This window comes from Streptomyces sp. NPDC001902, from assembly GCF_042891295.1.
Classification (GTDB): domain Bacteria; phylum Actinomycetota; class Actinomycetes; order Streptomycetales; family Streptomycetaceae; genus Actinacidiphila.
Map to the genome: position 1 here is coordinate 1 of NZ_JBIATA010000052.1, position 26,118 is coordinate 26,118.

Sequence of the window (26,118 nt, forward strand, 5' to 3'; positions counted from 1 at the left end):
CCTCGGCCTCACCGTCCGCTTCGACCCCATCGAGGCCGCTTAAACACCCGAGTTCATCACGCTGACCTGGTCTCAAGCTTCATTTTCGGACCAGTACTCGAGATCCTTCAAGGAGCCGACATGTCCGACGAACCCGCCGTCCGCGAGCTCCGCTTAGTGGTCACGGCAGCCGACTATGATGCGGCGCTGCACTTCTACCGCGACGTCCTCGGCCTGACCGAGCGCGGCGCCTTCACCTCTCCCGACGGACGCGTCACCATCCTCGATGCCGGCCGAGCCACCTTGGAGCTGACTGATCCAAACCACGCTGCCTTCATCGACGAAGTCGAGGTCGGGCGGCGAGTAGCCGGCCACATTCGGGTTGCCTTCCAGGTCGACGACTCCGCCGCCACCACGTCGAAGCTGGCCGCCGCCGGAGCTCAGGTGGTCGCCGGGCCGACGCGCACCCCCTGGAACTCACTGAACTCCCGGCTTGAGGCACCGGGCGCTCTTCAGCTGACTCTCTTCACCGAGCTCGACGCTTAGACGTTTCCCCGTTCGACGGCCAGGTGCAGCTTGGTGGTCAGGCCGCCGCGCGAGCGTCCGAGGCCGTGGTCGTCCGGCTCGGTGGCGATGCCGCCGGGCCGTTCCTTCTGCGGGTCCCCCCTTTTCCTGCCCCGGCGGCGTGCTGGTGGGCGCGCACGACGGTGGAGTCGACGTTGATGTCCCAGGTGATCAGGTTCTTCGCGTCGGCCTGGGCTTGGAGCTGGGTGAAGATTCGTTTCCAGGTTCCGCCCCGCTGCCAGCGGCGGAACAGGTCGTACACCCGGCCCCAGGGTCCGTAGTCGGTGGGCACGTCCCGCCATGGGATACCGGTGCGGATCCGAAACCGTATGCCGTCGATCCGTTGCCGCAGGGTCCATGTCGGCAGCCGGCTTCTTGCCCTTGGGCAGCAGCGGCCTCAGCACTGCCCACTGTGTATCCGTCAGATCTCCGCGTGCCACCGATCGAGATCATCCCACACCCAAGATCCACTTCCGATACACGCCCTAGTCCTGCATGAGGTTTCGCACGTAGCGCAGCACGCTGTACCAGGCGGAGTCCTCGTCCTCCATGACCGCGCCGTCGGCACGACGCATGCGTGCCAGCAGCCTGTCGCGCGCACCCTCCGGGTCGACGCCCTCGTCGGTGGCGGCCTCGGGGTCGTAGTCCGGCCGTTCCTCCTCCAGCGCGTGGAGGAAGAACGCCAGCGCGTCCACCGTGCTGTTGAGCAGGTGCGGTCCCCCGTCCTCCGGAATGCAGTACACGGCCCCGGTCCTGGTGTCGGCGACGACGTCGTCCATGCCGATCCCGCCGAGGGACAGCCACGACGACATGTCGAAGGGGCAGTTCGGGTACTTCGCCGAGACGGCCTGCCAGGCATCGCCGCCGATGCGCAGGTCGCCGTCGACGAGCCGCTGGTCCGCCACGAACCAGCCGATCCGGTCCGGAAGGCCCACGTCCCTCAGAAAGACCCGGGTCGGCTCGTGGATGACGCCGGCGAGGGCCGCGTCATCCACGGTCACCAGCTCGTCGGGGCCGAAAACCGACTCCATCGCGACGCGGTCGACCAGGGGTCTCATTTCGCAGCTCCCGGCCCTTCACTCGGGGGTTCCTGACGGCCGACGGTGATGACGGTCTTGCCGCGGGCATGGCCCCGCTCCACGTGGCGCATGCCCTCGGCAGCCTCCGCCAGCGGGTAGGTACGGTCGACCACGGGGGCCAGCCGGCCCGCCTCCATCAGCGCGGTGACGGCGAGCAGGTCCTCGTGGGTGGGCCCGGCCGGGGCCGCCGGGAGGATGACGCGCAGCCGCTGCCGGACGAACGCGTTGGCCGCGACCACGCGCAGCGTGGAGGCGACCGCACCGAACACGCGGCCGGGCGAACCGCCGCCGTTGGCCACCAGGATGCCTTCCGGGGTGAGTACCCGGCGCAGCCGGGCCGGCGGGTGGTTGCCGACGTTGTCCAGGATCAGGTCGTAGCGTGCGCCCGACCCGGTGAAGTCCTGCCTGGTGTAGTCGACGACGTGCGCGGCACCCAAGGAGCGTGCCAGGTCGGCGTTGCCGCGGCTGCACACCGCGGTGACCTCGGCGTCCAGGGCCGCAGCGATCTGCACCGCGAAGTGGCCCACGCCTCCGGCGGCGCCGTTGACCAGCACCCGCTGCCCGGCCTGGGCCCGGCCCACGGTGCGGATGCCGCGCAGCGCGGTCACCGCCCCCATCGGCACCGCCGCCGCCTGTTCGAAGGTCAGCCCCGCGGGTTTGGGGACCACCAGGTCGGGGGTGGTACGGGCGTACTCGGCGAACGAGCCCGGGCAGAAGCCCAGCACCTCGTCCCCGGGTGTGACGCCGTGCACGCCCGCGCCGACCGCCTCCACGTGCCCGGCCGCGTCGATGCCCGCCACCGGCACCCTCGGCCGGGTCGCCCCCATGCCGCCCATCAGCCGCGCCACATACGGGTCGCCGCGCATCATGTGCCAGTCGTACGGGTTGACGGCCGCCGCACGCACCCGCACCAGTACCTCGCCGGCTCCCGCCTCGGGCCGTTCGACGTCCTCCAGGCGCAGGACTTCCGGCGGACCGAACCTCTTCTGGACGATCGCTTTCATCGAGCTCCCCAGCCCCTCGTCGCCGACCGCCCGGAGCGGTACGCCCGGGCGATGCGCCACTCAACTCCCTTGTCACGCACGGTAGGTGTACGGCGTACACCCGTCAAGGGGCGTGGGAGGGGAAGGCCGCCCGGGCGGTGATCCTGCCGCCGCGTCAGGCCCGGTTCCGGAGCCGCTCCAGGCCGTCCAGCATCAGGTCGAGGGCGAACTCGAACTCCAGCTGGTCGTCGCAGCCGGCACCGACGACGGACCGCGCGTCATGGGCCACCGCCATGGCCAGCTCGGTGACGTGGGGGTAGCGTGCGGCCATCTCCTCGGGTGGCGGTGCGGCCGGATCCGGCTCGCCGCCCGGGCTGTCCTCGAACAACTCCTGGGAGAAGCCCAGGACACGGCTGCCCATGACGTGCATCGCATGATGGACCAGGTCCAGCGGGAAACCCCCGGCCCTGAAGATCCCGATCATCGAGTCCAGGTACGCCAGCACCGCCGGCGTCGGGGTCGTCCGCGCCTTCATCCGCGCCTCGATCACCCCGGACGCCCACGGATGACGCAGCAGCATCCGGCGCGCGGACAGCACACGCCCCCGCACCGCACCCTGCCAGTCCGCCCCGGCGACCGGCGGGTCGATCTCGCCGACCACGGCATCGATCATGCCGTCGAGCAACTCGTCCTTGTTCGCCACATGCTTGTACAGCGCCATCGGCACCACACCGAGCGCCCCCGCGATCTTCCGCATGCTCAGCGCCGCGACCCCGCCGTCATCGGCCAGGGCCACCGCGGCACCCAGGATCCGCTCCCGGCTCAACGGCTTGCGGGGCCGCGTCGTGGCTCCGGACTGCATGGCGATCTCCACCGTCCCCCTCTCAACTGCTCCACCGGGCCTGCCCCGACACGTCCCCACCGGCACGCGCCGACAGGCCGGGCCCCATCCTCCCCCACACCCGCCGCCGATGCGTGTGGGGTCAGCTGTCGCTGCGCCGGCGCGGGTGCCGGACGGCGGCGAGGCCGGTGCAGGCCGCGGCCGCCAGGAGCAGGAACGTCGCCCCCTCTCCGTAGTAGCCGGACGTGCTCGCGATGACCGGCCCGACGCACAGGATCGCGCCGTAGGACAGGACCTGGGCGGCCGTCCCCGACCGGTAGAACACCCCCACCGCGCACGCCACGGCCAGCAGCAGGAGAACCACGATGCCCGGCATGTCGTCACGCACCCACAGCAAAGTGGCCGGTGCGACCGCCGCGAAGGCCCCCGCAAGGCCGGGACGCAGGCAGGTCAGCATCAGCGCGGTGAGCCAGGCGGCGACCAGAGCCGTCATGGCCGAGCTCGAGTAGGCGTAGGAATCCCACGTGGAGATCACCACGGGCAGCGCCAGCAACGTCGCCACTAAGGGGGCCAGCCGTTCGCCCCGCCACAGGGAGCCGATCTTCACCCCGCCCGGTGCGGGTGCGGCGGGGGGCGCCGCCGCGCCCGTGCCCGCCACCGGAGGGATCGTCGGCGCCGACGCGGGCTGAGGGGGCGCCGGCGGTGCCGGCTGCGCGACACGCGCTGCCGGGGGCGGCCCGGCCGGCACCGCCACCTGCTCCTGCGGCCCCGCGAGGCGGGTGCCGCCGGCCGTGCCCGCCAGGCTGCCGCCGCTGTGCAGGTTCCCCAGGGCGTCGCGCAGGGCGCCCATGCCCAGGAACCGCTGCTCGGGCTGCTTGGCCAGCGCGCGGAGCACCACGGAGTCGACGGCGCCGGGCAGTTGCGGGCGCAGTGCCGAGGGCGGCACCGGGTCCTTGGCGAGGTGCTGGTTCATCACCGCGAACGGCGAGTCACCGGTGAAGGGCGGCCGGCCGGTGAGCAGCTCGTAGAACAGGCACCCCAGCGAGTACTGGTCGGTGCGCGCGTCCACCGCCGTGCCGTGGATCTGCTCCGGCGAGAGGTAGGCGGGCGTCCCCACGGTCATCCCGGTCGCGGTCAGCCGGGTCGCCGTGTCGGCGACGACCTTGGCGATGCCGAAGTCGAGGATCTTGACCTGGCCGTCAGCCGTGATCATCACGTTGGACGGTTTGACGTCGCGGTGGACCAGCCCCTGCGCATGGCTGTGGGCCAGGGCGTCGGCGACGTCCCGCATGATCGCCGCCGAGCGCTCCATCGTGAGGGGACCGTCGCCCAGCACCTCGGCGAGCGTGCGCCCCTCGATGAACTCCATGACGAGGTAGGGGACGACCTCCTCGCCGCCGGTGTCCTCACCGACGTCGTGGAGCACCGCGATCCCCCGGTGGGTGAGCGAGGCGACCGTACGGGCCTCCCGGCGGAATCGGGTCCGGAACTCCTCGTGCCGGGTCAGCTCCGGGGGCAGCACCTTGACCGCCACGGCACGGCCGAGCTCACGGTCGATCCCGCGCCAGACCTCGCCCATGCCGCCCCGGCCCACGGTCTCCACCAACTCGTACCGCCCCGACAGCACACGCACGGCGTACCTCCCGCCCCGTTCCCCACACACCCCACCCAGGTGACTTGGTGTCAGCCTATAGACGTACTTGTCACGTGTGAGCCGTTTTCCACAGGCTTCGGTGGGGGCGCAACGGCGTGAAGGGCGGCGCCCGGCGAGATCACATGCTCCGCGATCACACGATGCAATGCCGGAGACCGCGACCGTCACAACAGTGTCATTGAGGCACCTTGGCCACGTCCGGCTTCCCGCCATGCGCGAATATCGTCCCATACTCGGCATCACACCTCCCCCTTCCCCTCACAAACACACCGTTCATCTTGGCGTCCAGACAGTGTGATACGTTCATCGGGCATCGAGTTCAGGGGCGATGTGACCTGGACCATGACGGTCACTCAGGACAGGCTCCGCTGCAGGCCTGTCGGCCGGGCCGCCCTTCACTGACGGTCCGTTTCGCGACGCCACGGAGGAGTGCACCACGGTGCGTCAGGCGTCGAACTTCGTCTATGTGCGCACCGAACCGCGTGCGGACGCCCCGCTCTTCGGCGAGCAGTCGATCCACCCCGGTGCCCCCGGCACCGACCGGATCAGCGACTGGGGCAGCACCGCCCAGGCGGGGCAGCAGTTCGTCGTCGCCGGGAAGAAGGGCGACTGGACCGCGATCTGGTTCAGCGGCAGCAAGGTGTGGTTCCACAACCCGCGCGGTGTCAACACGATCCCCGCGCGCGACGTGACGATCGTCAGGCCCGCCGCGACCGACCCGGTGAAGGTCTACGGCACCAGCTACCCGGAGGCCGCCGAGTACCCCGCCGGTCTCTCACCGTCCACGCAGGCTCCGCTGAGCATGTACGGCATCCCGGCGGGCCAGGCCTACGTCTCCACGGCGGCCCCGGCCCTGACGGACGACTTCTTCCCCTCCAGCGGGAAGGTCGTCTTCGGCGCCAAGAAGATGTACACCGTCCAGTACGGTCACAAGACCGCCCTGATCTACGCGGATGACGTGACCGCCACGGGACGTCCGTCCCACCACGGCTCCTGACCCGCTCCTCGGACGGGTCCACCGGGAGGTCCGGCACGCACTGGTGTGCCGGACCCCCGTGTATCGCGGGCGTATCGAAAAGCGCATACGCCACCGCAACGGCCCCGCGTCTCCCATGGGGGCGTGAACGACAACGCATCCCCGTCAGCACCGCTCCCCCGCATGCGCAGGATCGTGCTCCTCGGCCTGGCGATCCTCGGCGTGGCGGGCGCCGCGTCCGTCGTGCGGCGCCCGCTCATGATGTCCGCTCCGATGTGCATGGCAGGGCGGTGGCACGGCTGCTTCGACACGTTCAACGGTGTGGTGCTCATGACGTTGGTCGCGCTGCCGTTGGCCTTGCTGGTGGTGTGGGTTCTGGCGCGCGGTCGGCGTGCCGTCGGCGGCACGTCGGCCTGGCGGATGTCGCTGGCCGAGGTGGGCATGGTCCACGGGACGGTGCCGTTCCTGTGGCTGACCATGATGCCGGGCGGCGGGGCCGGCGTCGTCCCCGCCCGGGTGAGCCTGGTACCGCTGCGGGACCTGGTCACGATGGGGCCGCTCGGGATCGTCGGCAACCTGCTGGTCTTCGCGGCGCTGGGGTTCTTCGCCCCGAGGCGGTTCGCGGCGCTGGCGTCCGTGCCACGGATCCTGGCGCTCGGGGCGGGCTGCTCGGTCCTGGTCGAAACCGCGCAGTACGTCCTGCAGTTGGACCGGGTGTCCTCCGTGGACGACGTCCTGGTCAACGCCGCAGGCGCCGTGCTGGCCGCGCTGGCGTCGCGCCGCTGGTGGCGCACCACGGCGCAAGCGCCCTCGGACCGGCCTCGCCCAGCGCCGGCACGGGCAGGCTGAGCGTCCGGTGGGCACACGTCGTCGCATACGTCGGCGATACGTCGTGGCGCCTAGGCTTCGGACATGCGCGTACTGATCGTGGAGGACGAGCCCTACCTGGCGGAAGCCGTCCGCGACGGTCTGCGGCTGGAGGCGATCGCCGCCGACATCGCCGGCGACGGCGACTCCGCGCTGGAACTGCTCGGCGTCCACTCCTACGACCTCGCGGTCCTCGACCGCGACATCCCCGGCCCCTCCGGCGACGAGGTCGCGCGGCACATCGTCGCCTCCGGCAGCGGCATCCCGATCCTCATGCTCACCGCCGCCGACCGGATAGACGACAAGGCTTCCGGGTTCGGGCTCGGCGCCGACGACTACCTCACCAAACCCTTCGAGCTGCGGGAGCTCGTCCTGCGGCTGAGGGCGCTCGACCGCCGACGCGCGTACGCCCGGCCCCCCGTCCGCGAGATCGCGGGCCTGCGGCTCGACCCCTTCCGCCGGGAGGTCTTCCGCGACGCACGCTACGTCGCGCTCACCCGCAAGCAATTCGCCGTGCTGGAAGTCCTCGTCGCCGCCGAAGGCGGGGTCGTCAGCGCCGAAGAGCTACTGGAACGGGCCTGGGACGAGAACGCCGACCCCCTCACCAACGCCGTGCGCATCACCGTCTCCGCGCTGCGCAAACGACTCGGCGAACCATGGATCATCGCCACGGTGCCCGGCGTCGGATACCGGATCGACACCGGCGCGCGTACGTAGACGCCCGGGGCCCGGTGCCCGCCCGCGGCGAACCGGGGCCCCGGAGGCGCTGCCGGCGCCGAGGCGACGGCCGGTCAGGCCAGGTTGCCCGCCGGGATCCGGGTCGGGGCGAACCACTGCTGGATCCAGTTCGGGTAGGCGAGCGGCGGCCGGCTGACCTCGTCGAGTTCGGCGAGGTCCTGCTCGGTCAGCGTCAGGCCGACGGCGGCGACGTCGTCCGCGAGTTGCTCCACCGTGCGGACGCCGACGATCACGCTGGTGACGGCGCGCTGCGCCAGCAGCCAGGCCAGGGCGACCCGGGCCGGGCCGACCTCGTGCCGCGCGGCGACGCCCCGGACCACGTCGAGCACCGCGAAGCCCCGCTCCTCGTCGAACGGTACGAAGTCGAAGCCGTTCCGGGCCCGGCGGGAGTCCGGTTCCGTGGTCACCCCGCCGCGGTCGAACTTGCCGGTCAGGAATCCGCCGGCCAGCGGCTGCCACACCGTCAGGCCCAGCCCCGAGTCCTCGGCCAGGGGCACCAGGTCACGCTCGGCGTCGCGGGCCACCAAGGAGTAGTGGGTCTGGTTGGCGACGAACGCCGCCCGGTGCTGCAGTGCGGAGATGCCCAGCGCCTTGCTGATCTGCCAGGCGGCCAGGTTAGAGCAGCCGATGTAGCGGACCTTGCCCTGGCGCACCGCGTCGTCGAGGGCGCTCAGCGTCTCCTCCAGCGGCGTCACGTGGTCGTAGTTGTGGATCTGGTAGAGGTCGACGTAGTCGGTCCCCAGCCGGCGCAGGCTGTCCTCCAGGGCCCGCATCACGTGCAGACGCGACAGGCCCTGGTCGTTGGGCCCCGGCCCGACGGGAGCGAGGAGCTTGGTCGCCAGCACGACGTCCCGCCGGCGCCGCCCGACCGCCCGGCCGAGCAGTTCCTCGCTCTCTCCGTCGGCGTAGACGTCCGCGGTGTCCAGGAAGTTGATCCCGGCGTCCAGTGCCGCGCCGACCACCCGGTCCACGTCCTGCTGCCCCAGTGCCCCATGGGGGCCGTACACCGGGTGGTCCTTGCCGCCGAACGTCATCGCGCCCAGGGAGATCTCGGAGACCCAGACCCCGGTGCGTCCCAGCAGACGATATTTCACCAGTCACTCCTCATCGCACATGTACTTGCTCGCGCAGGTGACCGGGATCCCTCCGCCTTTCCGGTCACTGCATCCGGACATCGCGTCCGGAAATTACGCTACACGATGTCCGGACGCGGTGTAATGTGACGTTCGCTGCCGGGCCCCCGCCCGCGACGACCCCAGGATCCGGACATGCCTTCGATCACCCGACGCCGCACCGCCAAGGTCGGCCGCCCCACCTCGGCCGAGGCGGACGTCCTGGACGCCACCCAGCGCCTGCTGGCAGGCGGCGCGAACTTCACCGAACTGGGCGTGCAGCAGATCTGCACCGAGGCCGGCGTCGCCCGCTCGACCTTCTACAGCCACTTCCGCGACAAGGTCGACCTACTGCTGCGCCTGGCCGGCCGGCTCATGGCCTCGTCCTTCGACCTCACCTCGGCCTGGCAGCCCTCGGCCGGCGTCGAAGGCCTCGAGGGGGCCTTCCTGCACGTCATCGAGGTCTACCGCCGGCACGCCGCCGTCCGGCGGGCACTCGCCGAGGTCGCCACCTACGACACGGCCGTGCGCGACTACTTCACCGCCGAACTCCACCAGTTCACCGACTGGACCATCAAGATCCTCCGCGACGAACAGGAGGCCGGCCGCACCCCCGCCGACCTCGACCCCGTCAGCGCCACCCGGATCATCGTCACCGGCGGCGAGCGCGCCCTGACCGACCAGGTCACCACCGGAGACCCCGCCGGCGACCCCGCGTTCGCCCGCGAACTGGCACGCACCTGGTGGCACGGCGTCTACCGCCGCCCCATCGGCTAGTGCCCACGGGGCGTCCGCAGCCCGCCGACGGTACTAGGGTGGGCAGTGGAGGTCTGTGACACAGCCCGGAACGGGTGACGGAGCAGGGAGACCCGCGACGCGGTACGCGGTCCGCCGCAGGCCCGGCCGCCACGAGCGGTGACCGGCCCGGACCGCGGGCACGCCGCCGGCATTGGGGATGGACCAAGGGCGGTTCTGAACCATGAGAAGCACACATCGGCTTGAGCCCAACGCGGCGAACCTCGGCGGCGGCCCCGTTCTCGCGGCGTGGGAACGGTTCGTGCAGGGCGAGGACCACGTCCCCGGTGTCCGGCCCCTGGTGGCGATCTCCTGGCAGCGCTGCCGAGAGCAGTACCGAGTCGATCCCCACCTCACGAAGGCTCCGCCGGCCGTCATGGAGCCGGACCACACGCCCGAGCACGACGTGGTCTTCGCCGAGCTGGGCTTCCGTGCCGCCGCCGTGGCACATGAAGTGGGCAACCTCGGTGGGCTCGTCACCGTCACCGACGCCACCGGCCGGATCCTGGCCGCGTGGGGTGATCACGCCACGCTCGCCCGAGCCGACGACTGCAATCTGGCGCCCTGGTTCTGCTGGTCCGAGTGCGCGGTCGGCACGAACGGCATGGGCACGGCGCTCGAGGCGCACGGCCCGGTGCCGATCAGGGGCGCGGAGCACTGGTGCCAGGCGTTCCACAACTGGGTGTGCGCGGGCATCGCGGTGCGTGACGTGGTGACCAGGGAGCCGATCGCGGTCCTCAACGTCTCCTTCTGGCGCAACGGGCTTCCCGCGGCCGCCGAAAGCTGGCTGGCCGGCGCCGTCACCATGACCCGGTACCCGCTGAAGAGGCGCGCCCGGGACAGCGGCGCGGAGTTGGTCGCGGCCTACACCCAGGCCAGGGCGACGTCCGGTGCGGCGCTCGCCGCCGTGGACACCGCGGGCAAGGTGGTGATCGCCGACGACATGGCGAGCGTGCTCCTGGGCGTCCCCGCGTACACCCCGGCGATCGACCCCACCCTGCGTTGGAACCCCGGGCTGCCGGAATTCATCGCGGCCGCCCGGTATGCCAGCAGGCAAGGGGCCCACGATCCCGACTGGGTCGGCTCGACGCAGATCTTCGCCCACCTGGCCGATGAGCCGACGACGATCACCATCCGGCCCGTCTTCTCCTCCGGGCACCTGATCGGGAACCTGGTCCTGTTCGGGGTTTCCGACGGGGCACGGCTGCCCCAAAGGGAGGGGTCCTCCCACCCTCGGGTGCCGCCGCGCCGACTGGTCGCGATGCGCGACAACCGGATGGTGCTGCTGCGACTGCCGGAAGTCTCCTTCGCCGAATCGCACGGAAACGACGTGTGGCTCTCCACCGATCAAGGTCGATTGCGAGCCGCCTCCCTGAGCCTGGACAAGCTCGACAGCGATCTGGCGGATGTCGGCTTCCTGCGGGTGCACCGCCGTTACGTGGTCAATCTGAGCCGCATCCGGGAGGTCGAGCGCGGGCTCAAGGGCGAGCTGTCCCTGGTCATGGATGACCGGACGAACGAGATGGTGCCGGTTTCCCGGCGGAACGCGCCAGCCGTGCGCCGCGCGCTGAACATCTGAACCACGACGCACCCTCTGATCCGGAAGGAGATCCCCGTGTCCGACATCCCGGACGCCGTTGCCGGCGAGACGGACGCCGGCAACGCGGGCGGCCTCGGCCTCTCCGTCACCGGGCACCGCGGCCGGCCGATCGGACGCGCGAGCAACCGCGACTGGTGGCCGAACCGGCTCGACCTGAGGGTCCTGCGGAAACACCCCGCCGAGGCCGATCCCATGGGTGAGGACTTCGACTACGCGGCGGCGTTCCGCACGCTGGACCTCGACGCCCTGGCGCGCGACGTCGACGACGCGCTGACCACGTCGCAGGTGTGGTGGCCGGCCGACTTCGGCCACTACGGGCCGCTCGTGGTCCGGATGGTCTGGCACTGCGCCGGGACCTACCGCATCCACGACGGCCGCGGTGGCGCGGGCGCCGGCATGCAGCGGTTCGCGCCGCTGAACAGCTGGCCGGACAACCGCAACCTCGACAAGGCGCGCCGGCTGCTCTGGCCGGTGAAGAAGAAGTACGGCCGCAAGATCTCCTGGGCCGACCTGATGGTCTTCGCGGGCAACCGCGCCCTGGAGACGATGGGTTTCACGACCTTCGGCTTCGCCGGCGGCCGGGCGGAGGTGTGGGAGCCCGACGAGGACGTCTACTGGGGTCCCGAGCACGCCTGGCTCGGCGACGAACGCCATGGCGGCGTCCGGGAGCTGCAGCGCCCCCTGGCCGCCGACCAGATGGGCCTCATCTACGTCAACCCGGAGGGGCCGAACACCGTCCCGGACCCGCTCGCCTCGGCACGGGACATCCGCGAGACCTTCCGGCGCATGGGGATGAACGACGAGGAGACCGTCGCGTTGATCGCGGGCGGCCACACGTTCGGCAAGACCCACGGCGCGGCCGCCCCGGACGCCCACCTCGGCCCCGAGCCCGAGGGCGCCCCGCTCGAGGAACAGGGCCTGGGATGGAAGAGCAGCTACGGCACCGGGAAGGGCACGGACACCATCTCCAGCGGGCTCGACGGTACGTGGACGCCCACCCCCACGACGTGGGACAACAGCTTCTTCGAGACCCTGTTCGGCTACGAGTGGGACCTGGAACTGAGCCCCGCCGGTCTGTGGCAGTGGGTCCCGCGGGACGGCGGCGGGGCCGGTACGGTCCCGGACGCCCACGACCCGTCGACGACGCACGCCCCGACCATGCTGACGACGGACCTGGCGCTGCGGTCGGACCCGGGCTACGAGCCGATCTCACGGCGCTTCCTGGACAACCCGGACCAACTGGCGGACGCGTTCGCGCGGGCCTGGTTCAAGCTGACGCACCTCGACATGGGCCCGGTCCAGCGCTACCTCGGACCGCTGGTCCCCCGGGAGACGCTGCCGTGGCAGGACCCGGTCCCCGCCGTGGACCACGAGCTCGTCGGGGCCGCGGACATCGCCGTGCTCAAGAGCCGGCTCCTCGCCTGCGGGCTGTCGGTCTCCCAGCTCGTCTCGACCGCGTGGGCGTCGGCGTCGACGTTCCGCGGCAGCGACAGGCGCGGCGGGGCGAACGGCGCGCGCATCCGCCTCGAGCCGCAACGGGGGTGGGAGGTCAACGAGCCCGACACGCTGGCACAGGTGCTGCGCACCCTGGAGGGGATCCAGGAGGCCTTCAACGGCTCCCAAGCCGGGGACGCGAGGATCTCGCTGGCCGACCTCATCGTGCTCGGCGGGGCCGCCGCCGTCGAGCGGGCCGCCGGGACGGCCGGCCACGACGTGCACGTCCCCTTCCTTCCGGGACGCACGGACGCCACGCAGGAGTGGACCGATGTGGAGTCCTTCGCCGCCCTCGAGCCGACCGCGGACGGGTTCCGCAACTACCGCGGCAAGGCCGACCGGCTGCCGTCGGAGCACCTGCTGGTCGACCGCGCGAACCTGTTGGACCTGAGCGCGCCCGAGATGACCGTCCTGGTCGGTGGCCTGCGGGTGCTGGGCGCCAACCACCGTCAATCGCCGCTGGGCGTCTTCACCGCGAAGCCCGGGTCGCTGAGCAACGACTTCTTCGTGAACCTGCTCGACACGCGCACGGAGTGGGAGCCGGCGTCCACGACCGCCGAAACCTTCGTGGGCCGCGACCGGGCGACCGGCGAGGTCAAGTGGACCGGCAGCCGCGTCGACCTCGTCTTCGGCTCGAACGCCGAGCTGCGTGCGGTCGCGGAGGTCTACGCGAGCGACGACGCACGGGAGAAGTTCGTGAAGGACTTCGTCGCCGCGTGGGACAAGGTCATGTGCCTCGACCGGTACGACCTCGCTTGATCCTCCCAACGGTGGCACATGGGGGACGAACGGTAGCCGGTCGCGGGCGAACGGCATGAGCCGGCCCGCACGCGCGCTCACCCTTGTCGGTGTGATCCATACGGCGTAGCGTGCTTATCGGGTAGCAAATTGTCCGCTTTTCGGAGCAATTCAATCCACCCGCGCCGAATTCCACGTCAATTCGGAGAACATCTTCGAAGGAAGGTGTGCGACCGGCCGCGGAGCACCGCCGCCGGCGGAAGTGGACACAGCGATTCGGCATGAGGAGAGTGAAGCCCCGATGACGACCACGCAGGAGCGATCCGACCTGCTGGACAAGATCGGGTTGGTCGAACAGAACAAAGCAGCGCTGGGTCAAGTGCTGGGAACCGGGAGCATCGGATATGCCGCCGAGAAACCGGACGGCACCATGCAGGCCACCATTCGAATCCACCCGGATGAGCTGATCTGGGATCCATCAATTCTGGTCATGCCCCATGGAGGCGATATCGAGCTCGAGCTCATCAATGACGACCTGAACACGCACTGCGCGCTCCTGCCGAGCAATGGCGACCGGAAGTTCATCTGGCTGGTGAACCATTCGCGCGGACGGGCGACCCTCAACCTCGACGGACCGGGCTACTACTGGTACTGCTCGCCCACGGGCAACGACGAGGGCCGGGGGTTGACCGGGGCCATCGTCGTCCTGGGAGAGGCTCCGCCGGAGGCTCGCCTCGACCGCCCCGAGCAACCGCGGCCGTAGGAAGGAGGAGGAGATGTCCCTCGACTACGTGGACGCGGGTGAGGCAGTCGACCAGGGGTTGCTGAGCGGCAAGGTCGCGGGCGGGGAGGTCGCGCCGCCGGTGGTGGCCGGCCTCGACTACGAGCGCATGCTCAACGCCCGCCAGGAGCCGCACAACTGGCTCACCTACTACGGCGCCTACAACGGGCAGCGGTACAGCCCCCTGGACCAGATCAACACCGAGAGCGTCAAGCGCGTCGTCCCCGCATGGGTCTTCCAGGCGGGCACGACCGGACTGATCGCGGGCGCGTCGACCTACTCGTTCGAGGCCGCCCCGATCGTCGTCGACGGGGTCATGTTCGTGTCCGGCTGGGACGGCTGGGTCTGGGCCCTCGACGCGAAGACCGGCGTGGAGATCTGGCGGTACAAGCACGCGGTCCCCTTCGACGTGTCCTTGTGCTGCGGGAACGTGAACCGGGGGGTCGCCGTGGCCCAGGGGAAGGTCTTCTCCGTCACGCCGAACGCCCGTCTGCTCGCCCTCGACGCCACCACCGGAAAGCGGGTCTGGGACACGACCTACGGTGATGTCCGCGCTGGGGAGAGCGCCACACTCGCCCCGCTGATCGTGAAGAACATGGTCATCGTCGGCAGTTCCGGCGGCGAGTTCGGCGTACGCGGCCACCTCGACGCGTTCGACCTCGCCACCGGCGAGCACCAGTGGCGCTGCTACACGGTGCCCAAGCCCGGGGAGCCGGGCTCGGAGACCTGGCCCGCCCACGGCGAGGCCTGGGCGCGTGGTGGGGCGAACTGCTGGGTCACCGGCACGTTCGACCCGGAGACGAACCTGCTGTACGTCGGCACCGGCAACCCGGCGCCCGACTTCGACGGAGCTGTCCGCGAGGGTGACAACCTCTTCACCGACTGCGTCATCGCCGTCGACGTCGACAGCGGTCAGATCCGCTGGCACTACCAGTGCACCCCGCACGACGTGTGGGACTACGACAGCATCGCCGAGTGCATCCTGTTCGAGCGGGACGGGCGCAAACTGCTCGGGCACTTCGACAAGAACGGCTACTTCTTCGTCCTGGACCGCACCAACGGGGCGAGGGTCGGGATCACCCCCTTCGTGGACCGCATCACGTGGGGGGCCATCACGAGGGACGGCCGGGTGACGGCCAAGCTGTACCCCGACGAGGAGGGAGTACCCGTCCACTTCTACCCCGGTCCGGCAGGCGCGAAGGAATGGACCCACGCGGCCTACAGCCCGAAGTCCGAGCTGTTCTACGTGCCCGTACAGGACACGGGTGCCACGGCCACCCGGCGGCGCCGGGAGTTCAAGGAGAGCATCCCCTACTGGGGCGCGGGCGTTCAGGTGGACATCGAGGACATGGCGGGGTCCGTCAGCGCGTTCGACGCCGACGGCGAGGAGAAGTGGCGCTGGCGCAACGAACTGCCGATGTGCGCCTCGGTGCTGGCCACCGGTGGTGACCTGGTGTTCGCCGGTGAGCCGTCCGGCGAGTTCAACGCGCTCGACGCCCGCACCGGGCAGGGGCTGTGGCAGTTCCAGTGCGGGAGCGGCCACCACAGCAGCCCGACCACCTACATGGTCGACGACAGGCAGTACATCGCCGTACCGGTCGGCTGGGGCGGGTGGGCCGAGGGATTCCTCCCCGGCATGCTCGGCGCGGGACACGGGAGCGCCCTGATCACCTTCGCCCTCCCGGAATGGTCGTAGCGCGCGACCGGAGCTCGCCGTGACCGGCCAGAGAGGAGGTGAGTCCATGGAACCCCAGCTCGCTGTGTGGGAGACGCCCGAGTTCGAGGAGATCGCGGTCGCGGCCGAGGTGACCATGTACGTCGCCCGGCTGGAGGACTAGCGGACCGACGGCTCGGGACGCCGAGAGCGGCCGGGCCGACGACGGACCCGGACATTCGACGAACGGAGTGCCGGCGTGTTGCTGCGAGTGCTGGGCTCGGCGGCGGGGGGCGGGTCCCCGCAGTGGAACTGCGGCTGCCGCGTGTGCGCCGCGGTCCGCTCAGGGGCCGGCCCCCCGCGCACCCAGTCCTCGATCGCCGTCAGCGCCGACCGCTGCCGGTGGTTCCTCGTCAACGCCTCACCCGACCTCCGCGCCCAGTTCGAGGCCTTCCCGGGCCTGCACCCGCAGGGCGACCGGACGACGCCGCTGGAAGCGGTGCTGCTCACCGACGCCGAACTGGACCACACGCTGGGTCTGCTGCTGTTGCGGGAGGCCCGTGCCCTGCGGGTGTACGCCACTCCGGCGGCACACAAGACCCTGTGCGACGGCTCGGGAATCCTGAGCACGCTCCAGCACTACTGCACCGTCGAGTGGCGGGCGGTGATCCCCGGCACCGACCTGGCCCTGGCGGACGGGCTGTCCTGCCGCGCGTTCGACGTACCGACCGTCAAACGCGCCCGGTTCGGGGGCGAGGCGGACCACGGCCGCGTCGTGGGCTACCGGCTGACCGACGAACGCAGCGGGGGGACGCTGGTCTACCTGCCGGCCGTGCAGTCGCTGACGCCGGCGCTGTGCGCGGAGCTCGAGGGCTGCGGATGCCTGCTGTTCGACGGGACCTGCTGGCGCGACGACGAGCTCGTACGGCTCGGGCTGGCCGGCAAGACGGCCCGGGAGATGGGCCACCTGCCCATCGACGGCCCGGACGGCAGCCTGGCCCGGCTCCCGTCGCTGGCCGCGGGGCGGACGGTGCTCGTGCACGTCAACAACACCAACCCGATCCTCCTGGAGGACGCACCCGAGCGGCACATCCTGCGGGAAAGCGGCATAGAGGTGGCCACCGACGGCCTCGAGATCCAGGTGTAGAGCCGTGACGACGACAACCACGAGAACCGGCGCCGACGACTTCGTCGAGGCGTTGCGGGCCCACTCGCGGCGGTACCACGACCAACACCCCTTCCACGTCCGGATGAACACAGGCCGGCTGAGCCATCGGCAGATCCGCGGCTGGGTGGCCAACCGCTTCTACTACCAGGAGAACATCCCCCGCAAGGACGCCGCGATCCTTTCCAACTGCCCCGACCTCGACGTCCGCCGCCGCTGGATCCGCCGGATCACCGACCACGACGGCAGCGCCGCCGGCGAGGGCGGCATCGAGGCGTGGCTGCGCCTGAGCGAGGCCACCGGGCTGACCCGCGACGAGGTCCGGGACCACCGGCACCTGGTACCGGGCGTGCGGTTCTCCGTCGACGCCTACGTGAACTTCGCCCGGACCCGCCCGTGGGTGGAGGCGGTGGCGTCCTCGCTCACGGAACTGTTCGCGCCCGACCTGATGGCCGCGCGCCTGGCCGCCTTCGAGCGCTGGTACCCGTGGATCGACCCCGACGGCCTCGCCTACTTCCGCACCCGCCTGGAGCAGGCCCCGCGCGACTGCGAGCACGCCCTCCAGGTGGTCACGTCGCACTGCCTGTCCGCCGAGTCGCAGGCGCGCGCCGTCGACGCGCTCGCGTTCAAGTGCGACGTCCTGTGGAGTCTCATGGACGCCATCGACCAGGCCTACCCGGAGTGACCGCCATGGACCCGACACCGCAAGGAGCGACCCGGAGCAGGACCAGGACAGGACCCGGTGTCGAGGTGTGCGGCCCGGACCGGCCCCGGCTGGCGCGTCATGTCCGGCTCGCCTTCTGCCGGACCAGGCAGCGTCAGGTGCTGCTGCACCCCGAGACGGTGGTGGTCCTGAACGGCAGCGGCGCGGCGATCCTCGAGCTGTGCGACGGGCAGCACACCGTGGCCGAGATCGTGACCGAGCTGGGCGCCCGCTACCAGACCGTCCCGGAGGAAGAGGTAAGGCGGTTCCTGACCCGGCTCGTCACCCGGCGCTGGATGGAGCTCACCGATGGATAGCCCGTTCGGGTTGCTCGCCGAACTCACCTACCGGTGCCCGCTGGCCTGCCCGTACTGCTCCAACCCGCTGAACATGGCCGGTTACCAGGACGAGCTGGCCACGGACGAGTGGCGGCGGGTGCTGGCCGAAGCCGGCGACCTGGGCGTCCTGCAGTGCCACCTGTCGGGCGGGGAACCGCTGCTGCGGCGCGACCTGGTGGAGATCACGGCGGCCGCCCACCACCTGGGCCTCTACACCAACCTCGTGACCAGCGCCCTCGGGCTCTCCCGCTCGAAGGCCGAGCAGTTGAGGGCCGCCGGCCTGGACCACGTGCAGATCAGCATCCAGGCCCACGAGGCGGCCGCGTCCGACCGGATCGCCGGCGTCCCGTCCTTCGACCGCAAGATCGAGGCGATGCACGTGGTCAAGGAGCTGGACTGGCCCCTGACCATGAACGTGGTCCTGCACCGGCACAACATCGACCGGGTCGCCGACGTGCTCGACCTGGCCGAGGAGGTGGGCGCCGACCGGCTGGAGCTGGCCAACACCCAGTACTACGGCTGGGCCTGGCGCAACCGTGCCGCGCTGCTGCCCAGCCGGGCCCAGCTCGAAGCGGCCGAAGTCGTCGTGCGGGCAGCCCGTGAGCGGTTGCGGGACCGCATGGACGTCATCTACGTCATCTCCGACTACTACAGCCGCTACCCCAAGCCCTGCATGGGCGGCTGGGCGTCCCGGCAGCTGACCGTCACGCCGAACGGGGACGTCCTGCCCTGCCCGGCCGCCCAGTCCCTGCCGTTGCCGAGGGCCAGCGTGCGTGAGAACCCGCTGGCGTGGATCTGGAACGAGTCCCCGGTGATGACCGCGTTCCGGGGAACCGACTGGATGCCCGAGCCCTGCCGGAGCTGCTTCCGGCGGGAGCTGGACTTCGGCGGCTGCCGTTGCCAGGCGTTCCTGCTCACCGGCGATGCGGCCCGCACCGACCCGGTCTGCCACCTGTCGCCCGACCATCACCTGGTCGCCCGGGCGGTGGCGGCCGCCAACGCCGGATCACGTTCCGACGACCCACCGCTGGTCCCCCGACCGCACCGGGTTCGCCGGCCGGACCGCATCCCGGGCGGCTAGCCGCCGAACCACAACGGCAGCGCGGCAGCGGCGATGATCAAGGTGACTCCGCTCAGCAGGTCCGAGCGGATCCGGATGAGGCGCGCCGCGACCCGACCCAGCTGCAGTCCGACCAGCGACATCGCCGCCGTCATGATTCCGAATACGGCGGCCGAGAACCACGGCGAGAGCCCGAGGATCCCCAGGCTCGCCCCGGCGAACAGGTTGTCCAGGCTGAGCGTCAGCGGGATGCCGAACAGCGCCCACGGATGGTCCAACTCCTCCGGCTCGGGGTGCCGAAGGGCCGAGACGACGAGGTAGAGACCGTAACCACCCAGAGCGGCCGCACCCACCAAGTCGGCGACGTCTCCGATGGATTCCCCTATCCGGCGACCGATCAACAGCCCGACCAAGGGCATGACCGCGTCCCACAGCCCGAAGGTGAGCGCAACCTGCACCGCGCGCTTCAGACCGAAGGGGACGGTGCCGAGCGCGATCGACACCCGGAAATTGTCGAGACTGAGTACGAAACCCAGGACCAGTATTTCCCAGATCATGGCGATGCCGCTGCCCGATGACGACCGATGACGGCGGGGCCGAATCCGCCGCGCGGAATGACCGCCAGGTTGGAAACGATATCCCGGACGTCCCGCGCAACAAATCCGCGGAACCGATTTCCGGAGCACTGTCAACACTACTCGCCGCGGCGCGCGCGGCCAATTGATCCGCGGAACTGCCCTGCCGCAGCACCCCCTCCCCCGGCGCGCCTGCGGCCGCACGGAAAACCCGAGGCGCGGGGGGAGGGGGTAGCGGACGGACCCGATGCCGACGGTTCAGACCAGCTTCGCCCGGAAGATCTGCTGCGTCTCGTCGCGCTGTGTACGTGTCGCGCCGCGGTCGCTGGTGAACACCACGACGCCACGGTGCAGGGCGGGCCAGGTGCCGTTGCCCTGGTGGCTCACCTGGGTGGCTTCGGACCAGCCCTTCGCGCGGTCGAGGGTGGCGGTGAAGACCTTCCAGCGCCAGTCGGCCGAGCGGGAGTCATACCAGACCGCGCGGACCGTGCCATCAGGGTCCAGGCCGAGCCTGGCCCGCTGGCTCATGGCTTCGGCGTCGAGGGCGACGTTCTCGGACGCCGTCCAGGTCGTGCCGCCGTCGGTGGAGCGGCTGGCCCGGAGCTGGAGGTTGGAGCCGGAGCTCTGGAGCGCACCGCTCTCCCAGATCGCGACGAACGTCCCGTCCCGGTCCACGGTCAGGCCCGGGTGCCTGTCCGAGCGGTCACTGACCCTGCTGACCTGGACCGGAGTGCTCCAGCCGCGGCCCGGCGCCTTGCGTACCGACGCCAGGACCTGCCAGTTGTCCGGGTCCGTACCGCCGGCGGCCGGCTGGCCCGCGGGCGGGGTGTGGCCGGTCCACAACGGGTCCGGGTCGTAGCGGTCGTCCTGCCAGCTGATCACGGCGTGCTTGCCGTCGTGGACGGCGACGACCGGGAACAGCGAGGCGGGGTAGCGCGGCGAGCGCGCATCGCCGGGCACGCCAGGACCGGTCGCCTTGCCCGCCGCGGAGATGTTCACCGCGGCCTTGTCGATGCCGACGATCTGCGCGTACACGTCGAACGCGCCTTCGCCGTTGTCGGACCAGGCGACCAGCGGATGCTTGTCGTCGACCAGTGCCAGTGCCGGGTGGACGGCACGCCCCTTGCCCTTGCTGATCTTGGCCGGGGCCTTGAAGGAGCCGCCGCCGTCGGTGCTGTGCGCCAGGAGGATCACCGGACGGTGCGGCTGCTCCTTGCCCTGCTCGTCCTGCCAGGCCACCCACACGTCATGGGAGGTCGCCACGATCCGCGGGAACCGCGCCGTCGCCGAACGGCCGGACAAGGTGACGGACCTGGTGATCCTGCCCTTGCCGTTGAGCCGGCGGTAGACCACCTTGCTCGCCTGGTTCTCGTGCACCTCCGCCACGACGTGCGTGACGTCGCCCACGACCGCGACATCGGAGAAGCCGGTGAACATGCCCAGGTCGCCGGTGACGAACGCCGCCTCGTCGTGGGCGGTGTCGGCGGCCGGGAGCGCGATCTCGGGCCGGGGGTCGGCCGGAGCGCCGACGGAGACGAAGACGGGCGAGGTGGCACCGCGGAGCTGGTCGGGCAGGTTCGGGTCGGCGTCGGAACCGGAGGCGCTGCCGGGGGAACGGGCCTCGGCCCGGTACCAGCCGTGGTCGGTGCCCTTCAGCACGAGCGGCAGTTCGTAGCTCTCGTTGGCCCGTTGCGGCCGGTAGCTCGCGATGGGGCCCGCCGATCGACCGGGAGCCGCGTAGACGTGGACGGTGGTTCCCTTGCCACCCCTGACGTTCACACGCAGCGTGGCCTTCTTGGGCAGCTTGCGGTCGGCCACGACCACCTCGTCGCCGCCGATCGCCTCGAACACGCCGTCACCGTCGACGTCGGCCTCGATGGTCAGGAACGGCCCCGCGGTGTTCTGCGCGACCGTCGTACGGCCGCTGCGGAACCCGTCGAGGATGCCCAGGACCGAACGCTTCGCCGCGAAGACGTGGGTGGTGGGCGTCCCGGGGGCGTCGATGTCCCACAGCTCGCGGAAGTGGCAGTCGCTCGCCGCCGCCACCCCGAAGCGGAAACCCGCGTTCCAGCGGTTCTCCGCGTACTCGACCTGCTCGTCCGGACCGGTGGACACGTTGAGCACCTCGACGAGGTCCGCGCCTTGGACGCTCGCGTTGGCGTTCGGGCCCGTCGCCGGCGTGTACTCACCGTCGTCGGGGTGCGCCTGCGACCACACCGCCCCTTGCGCGTGCGCGTCCCAGACCGACTGCTGCACATGGCGGAAGGCCGCGGAACCGGTCGGGTTGGCGCCGTCCACGATCACGTCCACGTTGCCCAGCACGATGGCGTGGGGCGAGCCGTTCGCCTCCTCACCCGGGAGCAACAGCAGCTTGGACGACTTCCACTGGGGGTCCCAGACCTGGTCGTACGTCCGGTGGTCGGTCAGGGGCATGAAGTCGAGGCCGGCCTTCTCGCCCTGGGCGATCTGGTCGCCGACGGGAAGGTTCCCGGGGAGGGTCTGGTGCGAGGTCTGCCGGGGCCCGCTGCCGTCCGACGAATGGTCGTCGTGGACGTGGGTGTCACCCGCGAGCCACTTGCCCTTGGGCGCCTTGGCCCGGTTGAGCACGGAGCTCCCGCCCACCGTCTTGACCTTGCCGGTCGGCTCGAGGGCGGATCCGCTGACCGCCTCGGCGGTGCCCGCACCGACGCCGACCGCCGCGACGGCGGTACCCGCCATGACCACGAACCGCCGGCGGGAGAGGCCCTCGGGCTCACGGTCCGGCCCGGTGGACCCTCTTGTCGTCTCCATGTACTGCGCCTTTCCGTGCACCGTTCCCCAGTGGATCGGTGTGAAGTCCCCGAGACGCCAAAGCGCGCCTTTTTCCGCGAAATGAACGAGCAGCGAACCATTCGCACCCATGACGGGTATGTGGCATCACGTGCCGCCCGGACGATTCCCCCGTGCACGCGCTGAAAGGGACGACCGACCGGCCCGGAGCCATGCGGAAGGGCATCGCGAAGTCGCGGGCGCGGGTACGGCCGCCTCCAGGCAGCGCTGATCCATCGGTTTCCACGACCGGCCTCGCGGAGAGCCCAGCCGTCCTCCCGGCCCCGCCACTGTGACAGCCGGTCCGTGTCCCCTGCATGGGTCAAACGCCCCTATGGGTGTGGCTGCCCTCCGGGTCAAACGGCTCCCCCGGGCATGCCTCGGAACCTCCGCCGGTGGTACCGGGCCGGTGATCAACCGTGCCGCCACTGCTCCGCGTCCTCGCGCCAGGCCTCACCGGCCGACCTGGACAGCACGGCCGCGCCCGGTTCCTCGACACGGGTCAGGGCGACCATCGCCAGGTCGTCCTCGGGAAGCGCGCCCGAGTGCTCGACGACATCCTCGAGGATCTCCCCCAGCACATCGGGCAGGCACACGTGGCCCGGTGTGCCCTCGCGGATCCACCGCCACGTCGTGGCGCGTTCCAGCAGCGGGTAGCACCGCCCGGCGGCGTCGCGGGCCTCCATGAGGCCGTCGGTGTAGAGCAACAGCGTGTCCCCGGGGCACAGTTCGAAGCGTTCCTCCATGGCGCCGCAGTCCCGCAGACCGTACAGGCCCAAGGGGGGAGCCGGGCAGCCCGCCACCAGCGCGACGCTCCCCCGGCGGGCCCGTATGGGCGGCGGGTGGCCGTGGTTGACCATGCGGGCGAACGGCTCGCCGTCCCGCACCTCCAGCAGAAGCGCCGTCACGAAACGTTCGTCCTTCTCGCGGGAGAGGTCGTCGCTGTCGGCCAGGTGGAACAGGAAGCTCTCCTCCAGTCGCGCCGACAGCTCCGCCAGGGTCGCGGCGCGCGGCGCCCACTCCCGGAAGGCACCGAGCACGGCCGCGACGTCCTCGAACGTAGGCAGGCCCTTGCCGCACACGTCACCGATGATCAGGCGGGTCGCCTCGCCCGCGCGCGCGACCGCGTACAGGTCACCGCCGACCTGTCCCCGGCCCCCGCAGGGACGGTAGATGGAGGCGAGCCCCAGCGCGCCGATGCGCCCGGGGAGCGGCCGGAGCAGGACCCGCCGGACGGTGTCGGACACGGCGTGCGCCCGCTCCGCCCGGCAGCGGTAGCGGTCCTTCACGCGTCCGAGCACCATCGCCGCGGTCCCCGCGGTGATCAGCGGCGCGAGGCCGCACGCGAGGCTCGGGTGGGAGTACAGCGGCAGGATCACGCACACCGCGCACACCGCGAGGATCCACGCCACGACGCTCGCGACGGCCAGGTACCGCAGCGGTTTCCCCTCGTCCCGCCGCTCCTCGAACTGTTCGGCGTCGGTCATCAGCGTCACTCCCTCGCAGTCTTGCGCGGGCCGGGAGCCGACGGATCCGCGAGCGGTCCCGGGACCGCGCATTGGCGTCCCACTCGTGACGGGACAACTCGACCGTAGGGAGGATTCCGGCCGGGCCCCTTGCCCCGTCGTGCACAGGCCTTTGCCCGTCCGTGCAGTGCCCGGCACCGTGGCACCTGTACCGCTTGGGCACCGCCGGACCGCGGCGGCACGCGTGACGGTGTTCAGGGGCAGCGGTTCACGCCCGGCGGGCGGCCCAGACCGTGCGCTCGGTACGGACGCCCACGTCGGTGCGGCGCGGGATGCCGTCGGGACCGTCGGCGTCGAGCAGCCGGTCGAGGGCGGTCAGGTCGTCCGCCGTCAGGGCGGAGGCGACGGTGGTGCGCATGCGGCGCAGGCTGCTGAGCGCGTAGCGGCTGACCGCGTCGGTGGGGGGCGGGGCGACGTCGATGGTCAGGGTCCGTTCGCCCTCGATGGTGAAGCCGGCCTTCGTCAGCTTGGTCCCCCAGTCGGCGCCGCGGTGGGGGATGTGCTCGGCGTGGTGGTGGTCGAGTGCGGCATGACAGCGCTCCTCCAGGCCCGGGGCGTCCTGCGGGGCGTCCCCGGGCAGGAAGCGGGGGAAGCCGGCCAGCTCGACGACGGCGAACAGTCCGCCCGGGGCGAGCAGGTCGTGGACCTGGCGCAGGGTCTGGTCGGGCTCGGTCATGTGGTGCAGGGAGGCCGAGGCCCACACCAGGTCCGGGGTGCCGAGGTCGGGCCAGGCCGCCGCGTCGAGGTCGGCCTCGACCAGGTGCACGCGGTCGGCCACTCCGGCCGCGGCTGCCTTCGCCTGCAGGCGGCGCAGGTGCGGGGCCGAGGAGTCGACGGCCGTCACCTGTGCCGCGGGGAAGCGCCGAAGGAGGGCGAGGGTTCCCGCTCCCGTCCCGCAGCCCAGGTCCACGATGCGGCGGGGGCTGTTCCCGACGGGCAGCCAGTCCGTGATGGACGCGTTGTGCTCGGCGAGCACTTCGGCGTCCAGGTCGAGGATCTCCGCCTGAACGGCTGTGTCGTGCTCGTGATCGTGCTCGTGGACGTAGGGCGCGGCATGGTCCGCTGCGTGCGGGTGGGGGTGATTCATGGCGCCCACGCTAGGCGGGCCGTCCGCGGGCGGCCCAGCGGCTTCCGGAATGCGCAAGGCGATGCCCGGCCGCGCTGCGGCAGGCGCAAACCGTCACGGTGACGCCTTCCCGGTGGCCTCGCCGCGCTGGTGGCCGCGGCGGGCGTCGCGGTCGAAGATGCCCAGGATCTCGCAGGGTCCGCCCTCGGCCCCGATGGCGTGCGGGAGCATCGTGGGGAACTCCGCCGCCTGGTTGGTCTCGATCCGCAGGCGACGGTTGCCCAGGAGCAGGACCGCGGTCCCGGACAGGACGACGAGCCATTCACGGCCGGGGTGGGCACGCATGCCCGAGGGGTGGTCGGGCGGCGGGTTCGTCATGCGCTGCCGGATGACGGTCATGCCGGGTTCCGCCTTGATCGGCCAGCGCATCTGCCCGCGCGCCCGGTCGATCGTCGGGTGGGAGACCACGTCGTCCGACGCGGTCTCCACCAGCTGGTCCAGGGAGGTGTCCAGGGCGCGGGCGAGGGTGACGAGCTGGTCCAGCGCCAGGCGCCGCTGCCCGTTCTCGATGCGGGAGAGCGTGGACTGACTGACGTTGGCGCGCACGGCCAGGTCCTCCAGGGACCAGCCCTGGGCCACACGCAGGGCGCGGATGCGCTTGCGCACCAGACTGTCCAGATCACCATCGTCTTGCGTCATGAGCAAGAGTCTATGCGTGCACGGCAAGGCATGCCCGGCGTCGTCACCGTTCGGCCCCGCCAGGACCGGGGCCGCGAGCGGTGGCGGCGGCACGCCGCGCAACGCGGCGGCCGTGAGGGGGCGCGGCCGCCGCGGCTGCGCGCATCGTCGTCGCGATGGGAGAGCCGCGTGAGCCCTTCACCGTCCCCTCCGGCCGACGCCCGCCCTCGCACCGGCTACTGGGTCACACCCTTCTGGATCTCCCAGAAGCGGAAGATGGTGGACGGGTCGAGGGTCCACTCCAGGCCGTTGATGTTGTCCTTGGACACCACGTACTGCTTGCC

General features: G+C 71.2%; 25 protein-coding genes. 14 read left to right on the plus strand and 11 right to left on the minus strand.

Going from position 1 to position 26,118, the window contains the following annotated elements:
- Positions 1–120 precede the first annotated feature (120 nt).
- Complete coding sequence (locus tag ACFYYN_RS42795) at positions 121–525, plus strand: VOC family protein (RefSeq protein WP_500550107.1); 405 nt, start codon at positions 121–123, stop codon at positions 523–525.
- Positions 526–562: 37 nt separating this feature from the next.
- Here the strand turns inward: ACFYYN_RS42795 and ACFYYN_RS42800 are convergent, their stop codons facing one another.
- The 5 genes from ACFYYN_RS42800 to ACFYYN_RS42820 form a co-directional block, all read right to left on the minus strand.
- Entirely contained in the window at positions 563–910 is a 348-nt protein-coding gene (locus ACFYYN_RS42800; protein ID WP_500550124.1) for a transposase, read from the minus strand.
- 118 nt (positions 911–1,028) lie between these two features.
- A complete protein-coding gene (locus tag ACFYYN_RS42805) occupies positions 1,029–1,601 on the minus strand; it encodes an SUKH-4 family immunity protein (protein ID WP_500550108.1) in 573 nt (190 codons plus the stop codon).
- Positions 1,598–2,626: an NAD(P)-dependent alcohol dehydrogenase gene (locus tag ACFYYN_RS42810; protein ID WP_500550109.1), complete on the minus strand. Its 1,029-nt coding sequence runs from the start codon at positions 2,624–2,626 to the stop codon at positions 1,598–1,600. Before ACFYYN_RS42810 ends, ACFYYN_RS42805 begins: the two co-directional genes overlap by 4 nt.
- 154 nt (positions 2,627–2,780) lie before the next feature.
- Positions 2,781–3,467, minus strand: coding sequence for a TetR/AcrR family transcriptional regulator (locus ACFYYN_RS42815; protein WP_500550110.1), 687 nt, complete (start codon positions 3,465–3,467; stop codon positions 2,781–2,783).
- A 121-nt stretch (positions 3,468–3,588) separates the two neighbouring features.
- Positions 3,589–5,079, minus strand: a complete 1,491-nt coding sequence (locus ACFYYN_RS42820; RefSeq protein WP_500550111.1) for a serine/threonine-protein kinase — start codon at positions 5,077–5,079, stop codon at positions 3,589–3,591.
- 460 nt (positions 5,080–5,539) lie between these two features.
- Here ACFYYN_RS42820 and ACFYYN_RS42825 point away from each other — a divergent pair, with 460 nt between their 5' ends.
- From ACFYYN_RS42825 to ACFYYN_RS42835, 3 genes are all read left to right on the plus strand, one after another.
- A complete protein-coding gene (locus ACFYYN_RS42825) occupies positions 5,540–6,097 on the plus strand; it encodes a hypothetical protein (RefSeq protein WP_500550112.1) in 558 nt (185 codons plus the stop codon).
- A 123-nt stretch (positions 6,098–6,220) separates the two neighbouring features.
- On the plus strand, positions 6,221–6,925 hold the full coding sequence (locus tag ACFYYN_RS42830; RefSeq protein WP_500550113.1) for a VanZ family protein: 705 nt from the start codon (positions 6,221–6,223) through the stop codon (positions 6,923–6,925).
- A gap of 63 nt (positions 6,926–6,988) precedes the next feature.
- Positions 6,989–7,660 (plus strand): response regulator transcription factor, encoded by a 672-nt coding sequence (locus tag ACFYYN_RS42835; RefSeq protein WP_500332232.1) that lies wholly within the window; start codon positions 6,989–6,991, stop codon positions 7,658–7,660.
- A gap of 74 nt (positions 7,661–7,734) precedes the next feature.
- Here the strand turns inward: ACFYYN_RS42835 and ACFYYN_RS42840 are convergent, their stop codons facing one another.
- The gene (locus ACFYYN_RS42840; protein ID WP_500332231.1) at positions 7,735–8,775 is read right to left on the minus strand and encodes an aldo/keto reductase; all 1,041 of its coding nucleotides are present in this window, start codon (positions 8,773–8,775) and stop codon (positions 7,735–7,737) included.
- A gap of 174 nt (positions 8,776–8,949) precedes the next feature.
- Between ACFYYN_RS42840 and ACFYYN_RS42845 the strand changes: the two genes are divergently transcribed.
- The 10 genes from ACFYYN_RS42845 (at position 8,950) to pqqE (ending at position 19,142) form a co-directional block, all read left to right on the plus strand.
- The gene (locus tag ACFYYN_RS42845) at positions 8,950–9,570 is read left to right on the plus strand and encodes a TetR/AcrR family transcriptional regulator (protein ID WP_500550114.1); all 621 of its coding nucleotides are present in this window, start codon (positions 8,950–8,952) and stop codon (positions 9,568–9,570) included.
- 202 nt (positions 9,571–9,772) lie between these two features.
- Complete coding sequence (locus ACFYYN_RS42850) at positions 9,773–11,167, plus strand: DNA-binding protein (RefSeq protein WP_500550115.1); 1,395 nt, start codon at positions 9,773–9,775, stop codon at positions 11,165–11,167.
- Positions 11,168–11,296: 129 nt separating this feature from the next.
- The gene (gene katG / locus ACFYYN_RS42855; RefSeq protein ID WP_500550125.1) at positions 11,297–13,441 is read left to right on the plus strand and encodes a catalase/peroxidase HPI; all 2,145 of its coding nucleotides are present in this window, start codon (positions 11,297–11,299) and stop codon (positions 13,439–13,441) included.
- A gap of 280 nt (positions 13,442–13,721) precedes the next feature.
- Positions 13,722–14,183, plus strand: coding sequence for an MSMEG_3727 family PQQ-associated protein (locus tag ACFYYN_RS42860; protein WP_500332228.1), 462 nt, complete (start codon positions 13,722–13,724; stop codon positions 14,181–14,183).
- A 13-nt stretch (positions 14,184–14,196) separates the two neighbouring features.
- A complete protein-coding gene (locus ACFYYN_RS42865) occupies positions 14,197–15,897 on the plus strand; it encodes a PQQ-dependent dehydrogenase, methanol/ethanol family (RefSeq protein ID WP_500550116.1) in 1,701 nt (566 codons plus the stop codon).
- Between the two features lie 46 nt (positions 15,898–15,943).
- Positions 15,944–16,039: a pyrroloquinoline quinone precursor peptide PqqA gene (gene pqqA / locus ACFYYN_RS42870; protein ID WP_499516260.1), complete on the plus strand. Its 96-nt coding sequence runs from the start codon at positions 15,944–15,946 to the stop codon at positions 16,037–16,039.
- A 75-nt stretch (positions 16,040–16,114) separates the two neighbouring features.
- The gene (gene pqqB, locus ACFYYN_RS42875; protein ID WP_500550117.1) at positions 16,115–17,002 is read left to right on the plus strand and encodes a pyrroloquinoline quinone biosynthesis protein PqqB; all 888 of its coding nucleotides are present in this window, start codon (positions 16,115–16,117) and stop codon (positions 17,000–17,002) included.
- 4 nt (positions 17,003–17,006) lie between these two features.
- On the plus strand, positions 17,007–17,705 hold the full coding sequence (gene pqqC / locus ACFYYN_RS42880; RefSeq protein ID WP_500550118.1) for a pyrroloquinoline-quinone synthase PqqC: 699 nt from the start codon (positions 17,007–17,009) through the stop codon (positions 17,703–17,705).
- Between the two features lie 5 nt (positions 17,706–17,710).
- Complete coding sequence (pqqD, locus tag ACFYYN_RS42885) at positions 17,711–18,040, plus strand: pyrroloquinoline quinone biosynthesis peptide chaperone PqqD (protein WP_500550119.1); 330 nt, start codon at positions 17,711–17,713, stop codon at positions 18,038–18,040.
- Entirely contained in the window at positions 18,033–19,142 is a 1,110-nt protein-coding gene (gene pqqE, locus ACFYYN_RS42890) for a pyrroloquinoline quinone biosynthesis protein PqqE (RefSeq protein ID WP_500550120.1), read from the plus strand. Before pqqD ends, pqqE begins: the two co-directional genes overlap by 8 nt.
- Here pqqE and ACFYYN_RS42895 read toward each other — a convergent pair.
- The 5 genes from ACFYYN_RS42895 to ACFYYN_RS42915 all read right to left on the minus strand — a co-directional run bounded on the left by ACFYYN_RS42895 (position 19,139) and on the right by ACFYYN_RS42915 (position 25,795).
- On the minus strand, positions 19,139–19,678 hold the full coding sequence (locus ACFYYN_RS42895; protein ID WP_500550121.1) for a manganese efflux pump MntP: 540 nt from the start codon (positions 19,676–19,678) through the stop codon (positions 19,139–19,141). The two genes, pqqE and ACFYYN_RS42895, sit on opposite strands and share 4 nt — an antisense overlap.
- A gap of 276 nt (positions 19,679–19,954) precedes the next feature.
- Positions 19,955–22,486, minus strand: a complete 2,532-nt coding sequence (locus ACFYYN_RS42900) for a CehA/McbA family metallohydrolase (protein WP_500550122.1) — start codon at positions 22,484–22,486, stop codon at positions 19,955–19,957.
- A 431-nt stretch (positions 22,487–22,917) separates the two neighbouring features.
- Complete coding sequence (locus ACFYYN_RS42905) at positions 22,918–23,991, minus strand: PP2C family protein-serine/threonine phosphatase (protein ID WP_500332219.1); 1,074 nt, start codon at positions 23,989–23,991, stop codon at positions 22,918–22,920.
- Between the two features lie 247 nt (positions 23,992–24,238).
- Positions 24,239–25,117 carry a class I SAM-dependent methyltransferase gene (locus ACFYYN_RS42910; protein ID WP_500550123.1) on the minus strand — a complete coding sequence of 293 codons (879 nt, stop codon included), beginning with the start codon at positions 25,115–25,117 and terminating at the stop codon, positions 24,239–24,241.
- Between the two features lie 93 nt (positions 25,118–25,210).
- Positions 25,211–25,795, minus strand: a complete 585-nt coding sequence (locus ACFYYN_RS42915; protein WP_500332217.1) for a helix-turn-helix domain-containing protein — start codon at positions 25,793–25,795, stop codon at positions 25,211–25,213.
- Between the last annotated feature and the right edge of the window lie 323 nt (positions 25,796–26,118).

What these genes read in the sequence shown, in the direction of transcription:
- pqqE (WP_500550120.1), top strand. Translation starts at nt 18,033, where the DNA reads ATGGATAGCCCGTTCGGGTTGCTCGCCGAACTCACCTACCGGTGCCCG.
- ACFYYN_RS42805 (WP_500550108.1), bottom strand. Translation starts at nt 1,601, where the DNA reads ATGAGACCCCTGGTCGACCGCGTCGCGATGGAGTCGGTTTTCGGCCCC.
- ACFYYN_RS42905 (WP_500332219.1), bottom strand. Translation starts at nt 23,991, where the DNA reads ATGACCGACGCCGAACAGTTCGAGGAGCGGCGGGACGAGGGGAAACCG.
- ACFYYN_RS42810 (WP_500550109.1), bottom strand. Translation starts at nt 2,626, where the DNA reads ATGAAAGCGATCGTCCAGAAGAGGTTCGGTCCGCCGGAAGTCCTGCGC.
- ACFYYN_RS42865 (WP_500550116.1), top strand. Translation starts at nt 14,197, where the DNA reads ATGTCCCTCGACTACGTGGACGCGGGTGAGGCAGTCGACCAGGGGTTG.
- ACFYYN_RS42900 (WP_500550122.1), bottom strand. Translation starts at nt 22,486, where the DNA reads ATGGAGACGACAAGAGGGTCCACCGGGCCGGACCGTGAGCCCGAGGGC.
- pqqD (WP_500550119.1), top strand. Translation starts at nt 17,711, where the DNA reads ATGGACCCGACACCGCAAGGAGCGACCCGGAGCAGGACCAGGACAGGA.
- ACFYYN_RS42910 (WP_500550123.1), bottom strand. Translation starts at nt 25,117, where the DNA reads ATGAATCACCCCCACCCGCACGCAGCGGACCATGCCGCGCCCTACGTC.
- ACFYYN_RS42835 (WP_500332232.1), top strand. Translation starts at nt 6,989, where the DNA reads ATGCGCGTACTGATCGTGGAGGACGAGCCCTACCTGGCGGAAGCCGTC.
- pqqA (WP_499516260.1), top strand. Translation starts at nt 15,944, where the DNA reads ATGGAACCCCAGCTCGCTGTGTGGGAGACGCCCGAGTTCGAGGAGATC.
- ACFYYN_RS42860 (WP_500332228.1), top strand. Translation starts at nt 13,722, where the DNA reads ATGACGACCACGCAGGAGCGATCCGACCTGCTGGACAAGATCGGGTTG.
- ACFYYN_RS42845 (WP_500550114.1), top strand. Translation starts at nt 8,950, where the DNA reads ATGCCTTCGATCACCCGACGCCGCACCGCCAAGGTCGGCCGCCCCACC.
- ACFYYN_RS42850 (WP_500550115.1), top strand. Translation starts at nt 9,773, where the DNA reads ATGAGAAGCACACATCGGCTTGAGCCCAACGCGGCGAACCTCGGCGGC.
- ACFYYN_RS42915 (WP_500332217.1), bottom strand. Translation starts at nt 25,795, where the DNA reads ATGACGCAAGACGATGGTGATCTGGACAGTCTGGTGCGCAAGCGCATC.
- ACFYYN_RS42815 (WP_500550110.1), bottom strand. Translation starts at nt 3,467, where the DNA reads ATGCAGTCCGGAGCCACGACGCGGCCCCGCAAGCCGTTGAGCCGGGAG.
- ACFYYN_RS42895 (WP_500550121.1), bottom strand. Translation starts at nt 19,678, where the DNA reads ATGATCTGGGAAATACTGGTCCTGGGTTTCGTACTCAGTCTCGACAAT.
- ACFYYN_RS42795 (WP_500550107.1), top strand. Translation starts at nt 121, where the DNA reads ATGTCCGACGAACCCGCCGTCCGCGAGCTCCGCTTAGTGGTCACGGCA.